The organism is Streptococcus sp. 27098_8_82, assembly GCF_041431615.1.
Lineage (GTDB): Bacteria > Bacillota > Bacilli > Lactobacillales > Streptococcaceae > Streptococcus > Streptococcus sanguinis_K.
The window spans coordinates 45116-59354 of sequence record NZ_JAPVYB010000007.1 but is presented as its reverse complement, the minus strand read 5'-3'; the positions used below and the strand labels follow the sequence as shown (position 1 = coordinate 59354).

At 42.5% G+C, this 14239-nt stretch carries 12 protein-coding genes, 1 pseudogene and 1 other annotated feature; of the genes and pseudogenes, 1 reads left to right on the top strand and 12 read right to left on the bottom strand.

Going from position 1 to position 14239, the window contains the following annotated elements; translation table 11 throughout:
• Positions 1-44 precede the first annotated feature (44 nt).
• From O3627_RS09860 to O3627_RS09835, 6 genes are all read right to left on the bottom strand, one after another.
• Entirely contained in the window at positions 45-941 is an 897-nt protein-coding gene (locus O3627_RS09860; RefSeq protein ID WP_343091891.1) for an RluA family pseudouridine synthase, read from the bottom strand.
• Entirely contained in the window at positions 925-1392 is a 468-nt protein-coding gene (gene lspA, locus O3627_RS09855; RefSeq protein ID WP_268685919.1) for a signal peptidase II, read from the bottom strand. The genes O3627_RS09860 and lspA overlap by 17 nt, the downstream gene beginning before the upstream one ends.
• Before the next feature lie 3 nt (positions 1393-1395).
• On the bottom strand, positions 1396-2298 hold the full coding sequence (locus O3627_RS09850) for a LysR family transcriptional regulator (RefSeq protein ID WP_032908183.1): 903 nt from the start codon (positions 2296-2298) through the stop codon (positions 1396-1398).
• 119 nt (positions 2299-2417) lie between these two features.
• Positions 2418-3275 (bottom strand): GNAT family N-acetyltransferase, encoded by an 858-nt coding sequence (locus O3627_RS09845; RefSeq protein ID WP_185756168.1) that lies wholly within the window; start codon positions 3273-3275, stop codon positions 2418-2420.
• A gap of 112 nt (positions 3276-3387) precedes the next feature.
• The gene (locus tag O3627_RS09840; protein WP_101771300.1) at positions 3388-5349 is read right to left on the bottom strand and encodes a peptide ABC transporter substrate-binding protein; all 1962 of its coding nucleotides are present in this window, start codon (positions 5347-5349) and stop codon (positions 3388-3390) included.
• 284 nt (positions 5350-5633) lie between these two features.
• The gene (locus O3627_RS09835; RefSeq protein WP_185756167.1) at positions 5634-8432 is read right to left on the bottom strand and encodes a glycoside hydrolase family 3 N-terminal domain-containing protein; all 2799 of its coding nucleotides are present in this window, start codon (positions 8430-8432) and stop codon (positions 5634-5636) included.
• A 236-nt stretch (positions 8433-8668) separates the two neighbouring features.
• Here O3627_RS09835 and O3627_RS09830 point away from each other — a divergent pair, with 236 nt between their 5' ends.
• Complete coding sequence (locus O3627_RS09830; protein WP_125383193.1) at positions 8669-9409, top strand: hypothetical protein; 741 nt, start codon at positions 8669-8671, stop codon at positions 9407-9409.
• Positions 9410-9506: 97 nt separating this feature from the next.
• Here the strand turns inward: O3627_RS09830 and O3627_RS09825 are convergent.
• From O3627_RS09825 to thiI, 6 genes and pseudogenes are all read right to left on the bottom strand, one after another.
• Positions 9507-10859: pseudogene (locus tag O3627_RS09825) on the bottom strand (VWA domain-containing protein).
• A gap of 250 nt (positions 10860-11109) precedes the next feature.
• Entirely contained in the window at positions 11110-11403 is a 294-nt protein-coding gene (gene rpmA, locus O3627_RS09820; protein WP_002895619.1) for a 50S ribosomal protein L27, read from the bottom strand.
• A 17-nt stretch (positions 11404-11420) separates the two neighbouring features.
• The gene (locus O3627_RS09815; protein ID WP_125383192.1) at positions 11421-11765 is read right to left on the bottom strand and encodes a ribosomal-processing cysteine protease Prp; all 345 of its coding nucleotides are present in this window, start codon (positions 11763-11765) and stop codon (positions 11421-11423) included.
• 15 nt (positions 11766-11780) lie between these two features.
• A complete protein-coding gene (gene rplU / locus O3627_RS09810) occupies positions 11781-12095 on the bottom strand; it encodes a 50S ribosomal protein L21 (RefSeq protein WP_002912338.1) in 315 nt (104 codons plus the stop codon).
• Positions 12096-12129: 34 nt separating this feature from the next.
• Positions 12130-12309, bottom strand: a sequence feature (ribosomal protein L21 leader region).
• A gap of 170 nt (positions 12310-12479) precedes the next feature.
• On the bottom strand, positions 12480-13001 hold the full coding sequence (locus tag O3627_RS09805) for an isoprenylcysteine carboxylmethyltransferase family protein (RefSeq protein WP_125378155.1): 522 nt from the start codon (positions 12999-13001) through the stop codon (positions 12480-12482).
• Between the two features lie 21 nt (positions 13002-13022).
• The gene (gene thiI, locus O3627_RS09800; protein WP_125378156.1) at positions 13023-14237 is read right to left on the bottom strand and encodes a tRNA uracil 4-sulfurtransferase ThiI; all 1215 of its coding nucleotides are present in this window, start codon (positions 14235-14237) and stop codon (positions 13023-13025) included.
• Positions 14238-14239: the final 2 nt, after the last annotated feature.

The window sequence follows — 14239 nt, the reverse complement described above, 5'->3', positions numbered from 1 at the left end:
AAGCGGTCAGAGGAAAATTTGTATTTTAATAATGAATGGACTTGCTATCCTTGTCGCAATTTTTCCAAGGTTTCTTGGAAAATAACTGGCACTTCAGCTGTAAATTCTAGCACTTCACCAGTTCGAGGATGTGTGAAGCCCAGTGTTCGCGCGTGCAGAAATTGGCCATGTCCTTTCAGAGTTTTACGAGGTCCGTAGACCTCATCACCAGCTACAGGGTGTCCGATATAGGCCATATGGACGCGAATCTGATGGGTTCGGCCTGTTTCCAGCTGAAGCTCAACCAAGCTATAGTCACCAAAACGTTCCAAGACTTGGAAACGCGTCAGAGCTGGCTTGCCTTTAGCCGTCACAGCCTGCTTCTTGCGGTCTTTTTCACTGCGGCCAATCGGAGCCTCAATCACCCCACGATCATTAGGCAAATTCCCATGAACAATAGCCCAATACTTGCGTAGGGATTTCTTATCCTTGAGTTCATCAGCTAGAGCCACATGGGCTTGGTCATTTTTTGCAATCATGAGAAGCCCTGAAGTGTCCTTATCAATCCGATGGACAATCCCCGGACGGAGGACCCCGTTGATGCCAGACAGGTCTTGGATGTGGTACATAAGGGCGTTGACTAGCGTACTGCTGGTATGGCCCGCAGAAGGATGAACCACCATTCCCTGCGGTTTATTGACGACTGCCACATCCTCATCTTGATAGACGATTTCTAGCGGAATATCTTCAGCTACATACTCAACCACTTCTGGCTCAGGCAGCTCATAAGAGATGACGTCGCCTTCTTTGACAGCGTATTTGGCTTTTTTGGCTTGTCCATTGACCAAAATCCTGCCGTCCTTGATCTGCTCATTAGCCAAACTCCGCGATAGGTCCGTCAGCTCTGCAACCGCCTTGTCCAATCGCTGACCAACTACTGAAGCCTCAATTCTTACTTCCATCTTTTTCTTCCTTCAAAATCATCAGCAGTAAAATAGCTACACCAAAGGTCAGATACATATCCGCTACATTGAAAATAGCAAAATTAATAAAATCTAACTGAAACATATCCACGACAAAACCTTGACGTATCCGGTCAATAAAGTTTCCCAAACCACCAGCAATCACCAAGGTCAGCCCAGCCAACACCCACTTTGAGGCGTGGAGGTGCTTGACGAGGTAGTAAACCGCTCCGCCAATAACCAGGAACGTTACCAAACTAAAGAGCCATTGCTGATTTTCCAGCATGGAGAAGGCTGCGCCGGTATTCTGAAGATAGGTCAGACTCACCAGATGAGGAATGAAACTCTTGACCTGTCCCAGCTTAAAATCGCTGACAATATACAACTTAACCAGCTGATCCACAACAATAAGAACCAAGACAGCAAACGGAATAATAATTTTTCTTTTCATACTTTATTTTTTCTGTGCAAAATACTCTTTCATAACTGATACAAAGTCTTCTCCGACCTGGGTCAACTCCACATCTTCACGCTTGACATAGACCATGTGGTTGTCCAAGTTGTCGCGAAGCTTGATGACAGTAATACCGTTCACACTGTTACTGTCTAAAAAGCCAGATCCAGTCGCATAGGCATCGGTACGCTCCAAAATCCCATTCAAAGTTGCACGGTCCGTCACATTGAACATCTGTGAGCTGGCACTGGTATCGACAAAATTCTCTGAATAATAGAGATATTCGTCCTTTTCCTGGGTAAAGCGAACAGTCGGCAAGGCAGCCAAATCTTCCATGACCAACTCCTTCTTCTGAGTCAGAGGATGATCTTCCCGCAGGTAAATATGGGTCTGAAAAGGAATCAGCTCAATTACTTCCAAGCCTAGCTTTTCCACCCGCTGCATAATGCCCTTGGTATTCTGATTATTAAGGTAGATAATGCCGATTTCACTGTGGCCTTGCGCTACTTCATCCAGAATCTGCACAGTTGTTGACTCAAAAATCCGGAAGTTCTTGTACTCAGGGTAGGTCTGAGAAAATTGAGTAATCAAAGGCGGCAAAAAATCATAGTGCTGACTGGCAATTGAGAACTCATCACGCTCCTCCTCGGGATTGGCATATTGATTTTGAAAGACATCAAAACCCTTGACCAAGTCTTGAGCCTTTTCATAAAACTCCATTCCTCGGCGAGTCAGAAAAGTCCCGCTGCTGGTCCGTCGAAAAATCTTGAAACCCAGCTCTTTTTCCAGATCACGGACAGAGATAGACAGACTAGGCTGGCTGACATACATTTTTTCCGCAGCTTCTCGAAAAGTCCCACTATTAGCAATGGCGACCACATAACGCAATTGTTGAATATTCATAACATTTTCCTTCTTTACATATCGTCTCATTATACCATAAACAAAGGCAGAACAAAAGAAACCAGCTGTAAGAAGCCAGTTTCTCTTTTTAAGTTAATGAGCAATCTGAGACAAATTTGCTATTTTTCTTTTAGATAAACAACCTCTGTCATCTCTTTGAAGCCTAGCTTTTTATAGAGTTTCGAAGCTCGGGTGTTCTGCTTTTCTACTACAATCTGAAACTCCTGTCCATTGCGCTCATTTAAATCCTGCATACTTGCAAGCAAGAGATAGCTTCCTAGCCCCTGACCTTGAAAATCTTGATTAACCGCCAAACCGAATAAATAATTAGTCCCAAAATCCGTATCAACCGACACAGAAGCTACAACTCTACCATCTTTCTTCAAGATATAAAGCAGACTGGAACCACTGCTAACGGCTTCTCTGGCGTATTTCAAGGCAACATCTAGCGGTGTCTCAAAGACTTGGGACTGAAAGGCTGCAATCTCTTCAGCCAAGTCCAAACTCCCCTGCAAAACCTCAATCCCTTCTCTTTCTTCTAGAGGAAAAGCTTGAGCAGGCTGTGCCAGCCAGATTTCCGCTTCATCCTCTTGGTAATCAAATCTCCTAGCAAAGTCAGGTTGATCGTTCAAAAAAGCCAGCTCCGCTACATACTCAATCTCGGTCAAATCATACTGATCAGCTACCTTGGCAAAATCAGCTAGGAGTTGATTAGCCACACCCTGACGGCGATACGCCGGCAGAACATAGAGAGAAACCTCTGCTTGGCCAGGTTCATCCGCGTAGACAGATAAAAAGCCGACGGTTCGGCCATCCATCTCAGCCAAAAAGAAGGCTGGCATTTCAGGATCTGCATTATAATTATTATCCAGATAGGGCAGTCTATAGCCTCCATCTACCTTATTACACTCTTGAACTAATTCAAATAATACCTGCTTTTCTTTCTCAGGTAATGCACTATAAATTCTTACTTTCATCTCTTTCACTTCCTTCCAGTATTTCTTTCTATTTTACTACAAAAACCTTAGTCAAGTCATTCAAAAAGAGGCTGGAAAAATCCAGCCCCAATGTCGCTAAGTTAACCGTTTTTTATTTTTCAACGTGGTCAGCAAGTTCTTCCTGGGCTTTTTTATTTGCCGCAGTAGCTTCTTCTTTCCATTTTTTCTTAGCAGCTTCATATTCTTTGGTCGTTACAACATCCTTCTGAAGCTGAGTCAGCTTGAAGTTGTAAGCTGAACCTTTGACACCAACTGGTGAGTAGGCCTTTGTAAATGGCACTGATTTAGTAACAGACGGTGTTGCTCCTTGTGAAACAGTCGGAATAATCAAGCCGCTATCTAGCAACCAAGCTTCCGCTTCTGCATACTTTTCATAACGCAGCTGCACATCGTTGGTTTCAGCATTGGCTTCTTCCAGCATCTTAGTATATGTATCCAAGCCAAGCTCTTTAATCTTATCATTGTCTTGACCTGGTTCAAAACCAAAGTTTTGCAAGCTTCCGCCGTTCTTGATATTGAGAGTATCTAAGTAGGTAGATGGGTCTTGGTAGTCACCGGTCCAACCACCAGTAGACATATCATAGTCTTTTTGAGCAGCAGAGTTAGCAAAATAGGTGATGTTATTAAGATCGTCTGTGCTCATCTTTTGCAGATCAATGACGACATTTTCTGCTCCAAGAGCCGATTCGATAGACTGCTTGGTTGAGCTAGCCCATTGAACTCCAATAGTGCTAGACTGATCCACAGGCATATCTAAGTGAATTGGGAATTCAACTCCCTTAGCCTGCAAGGCCTGCTTCGCTTCTGCAAATTTCGCCTTAGCTTTTTCAGGATTGTAGTAAGGATCTTGAGCGTCAGAGAGGTCAATTCCTTGCCATTGGCTGCCATAGTTGACTAATTTTTCCCCAACAACGGTTCCAAAGTCCTTGTCGCCAATTTGGACAAAAGTAGGCGGCACTAAGGTATTTCTCAAGACCTTAGTCGCTCCGTCTTCACCATTTCCTTGCGCACCATAAGATGTACGGTCAAAGGCAAAGTTGATAGCCTGACGGAAGTCTTTGTTCATGATTGCTTCGTTAGTAGCAGATTTTTGAGCGTCTGTTGTTTTAGAAGTATGATTGTAAGACTGACGGTTATAGTTGAAATTATAGTAATAAGAAGTAGAATCCTGCGGGCTGTACACGATATTGTCAGCATATTTCTTCTTGACTGAAGCAAAGCCAGAGCTATTCGGATAGAGACGAGCAGTACTGTAGACGCCATCGCTAAAGTTACGAATCAGCGCTTCCTGATCATTTCCATCGTAATAAGTCAGCTTGATGCTATCCAGAGTCACATTGTCTTTGTCATAGTAGTTTTGGTTCTTGACAAATTCCATCACAGACTTGGAAGTCAGAGACTTGAGCAAGTAAGGACCATTATAGAGGATGCTAGATGGCTTGACAGAGCCAAAATTGCTTCCTTCTGCTTTCAGAAACTCTTCATTGACTGGGAAAAGAATCGTACTGGTCGTTTTAGAGTTCCAGTAAGGCTCCGGACGGGCCAAAGTGTATTGCAGGGTATGGTCATCAATAGCTTTGACACCAACATTGTCAAAATTCTTATCTTCACCCTTGATATAAGCATCCAAGCCCTTCACAGAGTCCTGAACTAGATAAATAGCTTCAGAATTTTCATCCGCTGCATACTTCAAGCCAGTCACAAAGTCCTGAGCTTTTACTTCTGCATATTCTTCACCATCGGATGTGTACCATTTAGCATCATCACGCAGCTTATAAGTATAGGTCAGACCGTCCTTAGAAACTGTCCATGACTTCGCGATAGAGGGAACCAGATTTCCGTACTCGTCATTTTCAAAAAGTCCATCGACCAGGTTGGAAATGACATCATTTGTCGTTGCACGGTTTGTAGCAAGATAGTTCAAGCTGTCAGGGTCTGAACTATAAACGTAAGTATAATTATTTGTGCTAGATGAAGACTGGCTACAAGCCGTTAGCAATAGCCCGGCACTCAGTGCAACTCCAGTCGCAATCAGCCACTTTGATGCTTTCATGGATAGAACCTCCTTTGATGTTACATTTTATAACATGAACTATTATACCAAAAAACGTATAAAAAGTAAATAGTAAACCGATGACAGTTGAGTAAAATATTCAAGCCTACGTATTTTTAGAAAACTCGCAAAGCTCTCTGCTGCAGCATTCCTACAAAATTCCAAGTAAAAAAGAAGAATCCGCTTTTACTGCAAACTTGCTTTGGATTCTTCCTTTTTGTTATTTTATCAAGAATGATTAGAACTGTGAGCTCTTCAACACTGCTCGCTCATTCTTTTATTGATTATAGTCTGCGAGAAGACAAGTCATATAGATAGACAGCTCCAAACAAGAACAAAGCACCCAGCAAGACTAAGAACAAACTGCTGCTGTCTCCTGTTTTGGGAAGCTGGCTTACCTGTGCAGCCTGCTGACTTAGTTGCTGACGAGAACTTACAGGTTCAACAGAACGCAAACTCAACTGAGGAGGAGTTTGTTGGCCTGGAATCGTGTTCTGCCCAGCTGCAGCAATCTGAACAAGCTCCTTGTAATAACCTTCTCCCATGCTGAATTCTCTATCTTGACTGTCAATCAAGGTCAGAGAAAGTACCGGACTGAACTGACCCTCTACTAAACCTTTCAAGCTGATCTCAACCGGATTGGAATCATTGGCTTTTTTAGAAATCAGAACAGTATCGCCAGAGATGGTATAGTCAGGACTTGGCAGGATGTTGAAATGCTGACTATCAATCTTAAGGGCAAGACGGTAGTCATTTTTCTCTAGACCGTTTAATTCACTCAGGGTAACCGTAGCTGTAAAAGGCTGATCTAGCTGAGCAGATGCAGGGATATTGACTTTGATATCCTTAACCGGATCTGTATAAAAGAGACCATGCCCGATAGGATAGGCTACCTCTGTCTCGGACATGATACCATCCTTGATACTCGGCACATTTACTGGTAACTTCCCAACATGATTTTGACCATTGAAAATGACTTCCACACCAGCTGGGATATTAGGGCCGAAGGCATTGTCCGGCTTCAAAGACTCAGTTGGATCCATACCCTTGTTTCCATAAACTGCTACAATAGCCTTGGCATTAGGATAATTCGCTACATCATAAGGTTTAGAAATGCTCATGATAGCTGCTTGTTTTCCAGTTTCATTTGCATAGCCCACAACTTCTGTCGGAACTCTTGTCAGCCAGAAATCGCTGGCTAGTTGAGATTGACGCCCAATTTCAGAAATCAAGACTAGGTGAGTTGCTTGGTCAATCTTCCCTTTCAAATCTTCTAACTTGGTTGTTTTGCTGTAGTTTAGCGCTTCATATGTGACACCTGCTGGAATCACTCCGTCCGCTATCAGACGCTTGACACCCAGCTCTAGTCCAGGCACTTCATCGTCATAAGCAGCTAACAGCAAAATCCTGTCACCAGATTTGACCTTAAAAGGCAGAACAGTATCATCGTTTTTAACTACGGTCACTGCACTAGCAGCGATTTTTCGTTCAGTATCTCTGTTTAACTCTGAGCCAACAGTTACTTCAGCCTTAGCTTGGGTACGTTCAGATGGGTCAAAGTCTAAAATACCTCGTTTTTCTTTTAGATTCAAGATGCGAGTCACTGACTCATCCAATCTGCTGACTGGAATATCGCCTCTCTGAACTGCCTGTTCAATATCGTTGATAATCTTATCGATTTTAGCTAAATCACTCTTGCTGCGTAAGACGGTTGGCATCAGCACCACATCTACACCTGATTTGATAGCCATGATAGCCGCTTCAGATTCTCCGAAGTTTTTGGCAATTGCATCCATGCCCATAGCATCAGATACCACCACTCCCTTGTAGCCAAATTTCTTGCGAACAATGCCGGTAATAATGTCATCAGACAAGGTAGCAGGGATATAGATGGTTTCCCCAGTTTGTTTAGATATAACCGTGTCTTTTTCAATCTGAGGATACTGAATATGGGCTGTCATCAGCATATCAGCGTTTTTGTCAATGGCAGCCTTGAAAGGAAGCAACTCCAGTGCTTCTAACTCTGCATAGGACTTATCTACCAGAGGCAGACCAGTATGAGAATCTACCGCCGTATCACCATGCCCAGGGAAATGCTTAGCCGCTACTGCAACATTGTATTTCTGAATCCCCTCCATCATAGCCGTTCCCAAACGGGCAACCACCTTAGGATCAGAAGAGAAGGACCGCAAACCAATAACGGGATTCTGCGGATTATTATTTGTATCAAATACTGGGGCAAAGTTGACATTCAAACCTAGAGCCGATAGTTCCCGTCCGATGATTTGACCTGCTTGATTGGCTAATTCTGGATCTCGCGTCGCGCCAACTGCCATGTTGCCAGGAAGAGCAGTCCCACTGCCCAAGCGATAGACAATACCACCTTCTTGGTCAATAGCGAGCAAGAGCGGCAACTTGCCATTATTAGCTTGGTTACTGATAGCAGCTTGCTGCAGGGCCTGCGTCAAGGCTAAGGTTTGAGCAGTTCCTTTCACATTCTCAGCAAAAAGAATAACTCCGCCAAAGTCGTATTTATCAACCGCTTCTGCCACTTCTTTATTAAGCTCCGTCATATCGGACTGGGCGGCTTGACCCTCTTGCTGCCATTTTCTGAAGTCTGGCATCAGCATCTGGGTAATCTTCTGACGAAGCGTCATATCCGCCACAAGCTCCCGCACTCTCTTAGAAGCAGACGGTGCATCAGTCGCCGCTTGACCTTGCGCCTGATTGGCATCTGAGGAAACTTCTGCAGACTGAGCGGTCGCTGGTTTGGCAGAATCTTCTGCCAAATTACCAGTATTGGCTTCTTGGGTTGAAGCAACCGTCTCAGTACCTGCAACTTCCGAAGCATCAGAGACTGGCAAGGCTTTTGCGGCAATTTGACTATCCTGACTTGTCGTGCCACTAGCCCCTGCAACACTATCAGAAGAGTCCGTTACAACTGCTGCACTTGCTTGTTCAGACTGGTTAGCAGATTCTGGCGGCTGATTAACCGAATCTGCTTTTATGGCTCCCAATGGCCAAAAAACTAGTAATGATAAGGCAAGCGCCAATAGCAATTTATACCTTTTCATCATAGGCATTCTCCTTTCATCCCTATAATAATAGCACAAAAAACGATGTTTGTAAACGTTTACATATTATCTAATGATTGTTTGTTTTTATCACCAATTAGTAATACAATCTCTATAAAAATGAAATAGTATTACAATATTATAGAAATGTTACAGAGGTATAATTTTATAGAAATAACATAACCTAACTGTTAAAAACAAGATTCTTTTATCTTGTGCTAACAGTTGCATAGAAAGGATTTGCTATGAGACAAGAAAAGAAGACTAAAGTAATGCTCAACCGCCGCTACTGGCTGGGGCTTTCCCTGGCTTCTGCTGCGACTTTAGCCGCTGCTTTGATTTCCACTGGAACAGTTCGAGCGGAGAACAAGTCAATCCCTGACTGGGTTTCTAGACGTGAAGTTGGTATTTACGATCCTAGTGTACCAGATATTGAGGACGACCCTACTATCTTTGATGATCCAGGACCTATCAAGGTTCCGGAAGCTCCTAAGCGTGACCTTCCTAGCTCTATTGATGAAGAAACTGGTGAAAGGATTAGAAATAGAATCGTTCTTTACAAGGGTAAATACTATGCACTTGATCCTATTAGATCTATATACGAAGTTCGGGATGATCCAGGAGAACAAATTCCGACGAATCTAAAAAACTCTTTCTATACTAGCCCAACAGGTAAGGTCTATTATTTTGACGAAAAAGGACGAAGGGTCATCAATCTTTACAGTGTAGACGGCAAGCAATACTTCTTTGATTCTTACGGAGAAATGGTTAAAAACAGATTTGTTAGTTACTCTGAATACACTTATTACTTTGGAGAAGATGGAACACCTTATAAAAACGGACTTTATAAGATTGGCAAGTACTATTATTACTTTGGTGAGTACGGTGAACTTTATAGGCAATCTATTGTCAACTACAACGGAAAGACCTATTATGCAAATTGGTATGGCGTTGTTAATATAAAAGATGAAGAAGTTACACCATAACGAAAAATACCAGAAATGAGGACGTATGTCTTCGTTTCTGGTATTTATTTTATTCAAAATCACTCAAATAGAAAATTCATTTTTTATAAGCAGATGGTTATTGTTCTTTTGATTTTCTTACACTAATACCTAGTCCCAATCCAGCCAGAAGCAAACCAAGCCCCACAACACTATAGACTGCCTTTTCGCTACTTCCTGTTTTAGGAAGAGACTGTTCTGATTTAGCCAAAAGTGTTGGTGCCTGAACATGGTAGACGGTAGATGTAGGCATTGTAGTACGACGCTCAAGATAGAATTGATAACTATCTTTTATGATCTTATAGTAACGAGCTTCATTGACACTTTCAACAATCCATGAAGTGGTTCCCTTTGTCAGAGCATCAGCTAAGTTATTTTCGATATCAAGCACTCTGCCTTCTGTTGCAAAATTTTTGTAAATTCCCTCAATCGCTTTTACCGTCGCTACAGTTCTTTCTATACCAGCAGCTTTTAGAGCCGCAAGTGTATCAGCAACTGTCGGAATTGAAGGATCTTCTTTCATTTCAGCATCTGTCAATAAAACGACGAATTTCTTATTTTTAGATGACTTAGACCAATCATAGGTTGAAATAATCTGGTTCAGGGCAGGAGTTGGTGTTTCTGGAGTATCTCCTCCACTCGCTATACGAATTGCAGCCAACGCTTTTTCGAGCTCAGCCGGATCAGTTGTAAAATAAGATGACCCAAAACGTGTTAGAACCGTATCTTCATCTTTGCTGCCAGAATTACGGCCGTAGACTTCATCACTAAATGTTGCCAAGCCAAAACGTGCTGTAATCCCCTCTTTAGTAATATTTCGCACAAATTCATTAATATTTGCACGAACAATATCAATTGTGCCACCCATGGATCCTGAACGGTCGACAACAAAGACAATATCAGCTGAACCTGCTTTTGTCACAGTTGGTGGCGTTGAGGTGTAGGCGATGGTTGTAGTCTTATCTACTCGCTCATACTGCGTATAGGGATTCCCATTTTCATCTGTGCCAGATAAAGTATTTTCAGTACGTCTAGTTATTGGCTCTGGCGCCTTATCAACCTTTTCCGGAGCCACTTCTGTCTTTGTAACATCAACGGTTGCCGTTTCTACACGGACTGTTTGATTGCCTTCTTGACTTTCTTTGACATCAACAGGTGAAACATTTTTTGAGACATCGATCAAATCTCATGGTTTCGCTGTAGATTCTTCAACAACAGGTTTCGTCGTATCAGCAGCAATTTCAGCACCAGCAGCTTCAATCGGAGAGCTTACTGCTTCAGTTTTTGCTATACCGCTTGAAGGTGGTGTCCCAACCTGGTCTGCAAAAACATGCGAAGCTTGTGAAAAGGCAAATAGAAGAGTTGCTGATGCTAATCCAACTTTCAATTTGTACAATGAAAAGCCTGGAAGTTTAAATGATTCTTTTTCCATAATTTCTCCTTATCTTTTTAGATTTAGAAACATGATTGCATCTATTTTATATAGAATAACATAAAAAAATAGGAACTGCAAGCGATTTCAGATATTTATTAGTCTAAAAATTAAAATTTTAGAATATTATCAGAGTTTGTATGCTAAAATTGATGAGCATCATCATGAATCATTAAACAAATGCTTTATCATGCTGTCTCTAATAAGAAATCCCCATGCTCAATACCCGAGCATGGGGATTTCTTATTAATTATTTAGCGATTGGGTAAACAGAAACTTGTTTCTTATCGCGTCCTTTGCGTTCAAAGCGTACTACGCCTTCAACCTTTGCAAACAAAGTATCGTCTCCACCGCGTCCAACGTTGACACCTGCATGGATGTGAGTGCCGCGTTGACGGTAAAGAATAGAACCACCAGTTACGGTTTGACCGTCAGCTGCTTTAGCTCCCAGACGTTTCGCTTGTGAATCACGTCCGTTAGATGTGGAACCTCCACCTTTTTTGTGGGCGAATAGTTGCAAGTTAGCAAGATTCATTTTCAACATAATGTTTTTCCTCCGTGTTAGTTTTCTGTGATAACTCTGGTTTGGACGAACTCAGATGAGTTCTCCGATAAGTTTGCCATTCCTAGGAAAAATGATTCAAAGAAAAGCTGAGTCATTTCTCTTTGGTGCGACGGTATATCCTGAGGAATTTCAACCTTCAGATAACCGCCTTCTATTTCGTTTAATTCTAAGTTTGGTTCGTAGCCTGCGAATTTCTCAACTGAATTGACAAAATTAATGGCGAGCGTCGAAACGGACGCACACACGACATCAAAGCCGTATTCACCACTCGCGGCGTGACCTGTGATTTCTGCACGCCTCAGTTCGCCATCTTCGGCTCTTTCAAAGACTGCTTGTATCATTTAATCTCCTTAAAATTAAGCGTTGATAGCGTTGATGACAACTTTTGTATATGGTTGACGGTGACCTTGTTTACGATGGCTGCCTTTTTTAGGTTTGTACTTGAAAGTAACAACCTTCTTTTGCTTGCCTTGTTTTTCAACAGTTCCGACAACAGAAGCTCCAGCAACAAGCGGAGTTCCTACAACAGTGTTTTCACCACCAACAAGAACAACTTCGTCAAAAGTAACGTCTTGACCAGCTTCAGCGTTCAACTTTTCAACGTAGATTGCTTGACCAACTTCAACTTTAACTTGTTTTCCGCCAGTTTTAATGATTGCGTATGTGCTCATTATGCACCTCCTATGATTTTTTGGGGTTTCCCCGGATTTTGTGAAGACTCGCCTAGCATCGTGGGACGAACCACTTAAGAGAAGAGCTCTAAGTATAACAAAGAATAAACTAGGAATTGAGCCGAAGGCATAACTTGTGTTAGGCAAGGCGATAATGACGAAGTTTAAATTTGTTATACGACGAGCAACGATGTTCGTGCGGTTGCACAGGAATGTGCATAGTCAACTCTATAAGTATAGCACTTCTACCGCTCTTTAGCAAGCTTTTTCATCTCATGAAAACGGATTTTCAAGGATTATCTTTAGATTTTGTCTGCTAATGAACAAAGACAATCTCAGTTATCCGCTAACCTCCTTGTTAAATAATGATTAGATAAAAAATTTCTAAATATAACGCCGCACCCTATCTTGATAGTCTTGGTAAGACTTTCCGAATTTTTCAAGACACCAGCGCTCCTCGGAGAGGATAATCCAGTGGGCCGAAGTCTGAAAAATGAATAAAACCAGAAAGAAAATCATTGACTTAGTCAAAAAAGCTATTCCTAAAAAACAAACAAAGTAAGCTACATACATGGGATTACGGGAATAGCGATAAAGACCCTTTGTATTCATGCCGTTTGCATCTGGTCTAGCGAAATCTCTCATACTGATAGCACACAAAGCCAAACCAAGCAGGTAGATAGTCATACCAACATAAAAGAAAACAGACCAATCAAACTTAATTTCAAGCAAAAAAGGAGTTATGAACACGGCTAGATTGCTCAATTGATAAATTATATAAGCTATCTTTTCCTTTCCTTGGACTGGTGCAAAATAAGCTGCGCGTGACAAAGCATTTTTGCCAAAATGACTTAATAAAGGAAAACGAATCAGCAGAAAAGGAATTAAGAGAAAAACAGCAAGCATAAACGTCACCTTCTCTAGCTTTTACAAGAGCTCCTCAATCAGCTCATCAACTTCGTCGGTCTCAGCTTCTGGTGTGATTTCTGTAATCATAATGCCTGCAACAGCGCGCTCAACCAAGCCTTCAACATCTAGGTAAGTTTCGTACTTCTCAGCATTCTTGATTTTTGGATTGGTTTTAGGTCGATCTGGTGCAAAAATAGTACAACAATCTTCAAATGGCTGGATAGAGATTTGGAAAGTATCAATTTTTTCTGCAATCTCAATAATTTCTAGCTTGTCCATCGTCACAACAGGACGGATAACCGGTGTATTGGTCACTGCGTTGATAGCCTGCATACTCTCGATCGTTTGACTTGCCACCTGACCTAGACTTTCTCCGTTGATAATGACTTGACCGCCTCGATCCTCTCGAATCCGGTCTGTAATGCGCATCATAAAGCGACGTGTCAGTGTCATGAGGTAGGCTTCTGGAGCCTTGGCCTTGATTTCCTCTTGAATTTCTGTAAAAGGCACTTCGATAAACTGGATATTGCCGCCAAACTTGGTCAGTTTTCGAGTCAAATCCTGAGCTTTTTTCAACGCACCTGGACTGGTGTAAGGCGGACTGGCAAAGTGAACCGCCTCTATATCTACACCTCGCTTGAGAGCCAGATAGCCAGCCACCGGTGAGTCAATCCCACCTGACAACATAAGCATTCCTTTTCCTGAAGTCCCGACTGGCAGGCCTCCAGCACCACGAATCGTCTCGTAAGAGATATAGGCCGCTTCTTCACGGATCTCGACACGAAGCTCAATATCAGGCGCTTTCATCTTGACCTGAACGTTTGGAATAGCCTCAAAAACAGCATCACCAAGTGTCTGGTTAAGCTCGCGGCTATCCAATTCAAAGCTGTGGTCACTGCGCTTGCTGGAAATCTTAAAGGTCATGCCCTCTTGATAGACTTCCTTCATGATGGTTTGGACAGCTTCGATTAGGGCTGGTACAGATTTTTCGATTTTATAAGATGGCGAGAAATTCTGAATCCCGAAGATCTGCTTGAGTGACTCAGCGACTGGCTGATAGTCTGTACCGTGCAGATAAACATGGGTCCGGTCACGGTCAGCCTTGACATGGACCTGCGGATAGACTGACAAGACAGCCTGAATATTGCGTTTAAGTTTGTTGATAAAGCGCATGCGGTTCTTCCCTTTGGTTGAGAGCTCGCCGTAGCGCACCATAATTTCTGAATATTGCATTG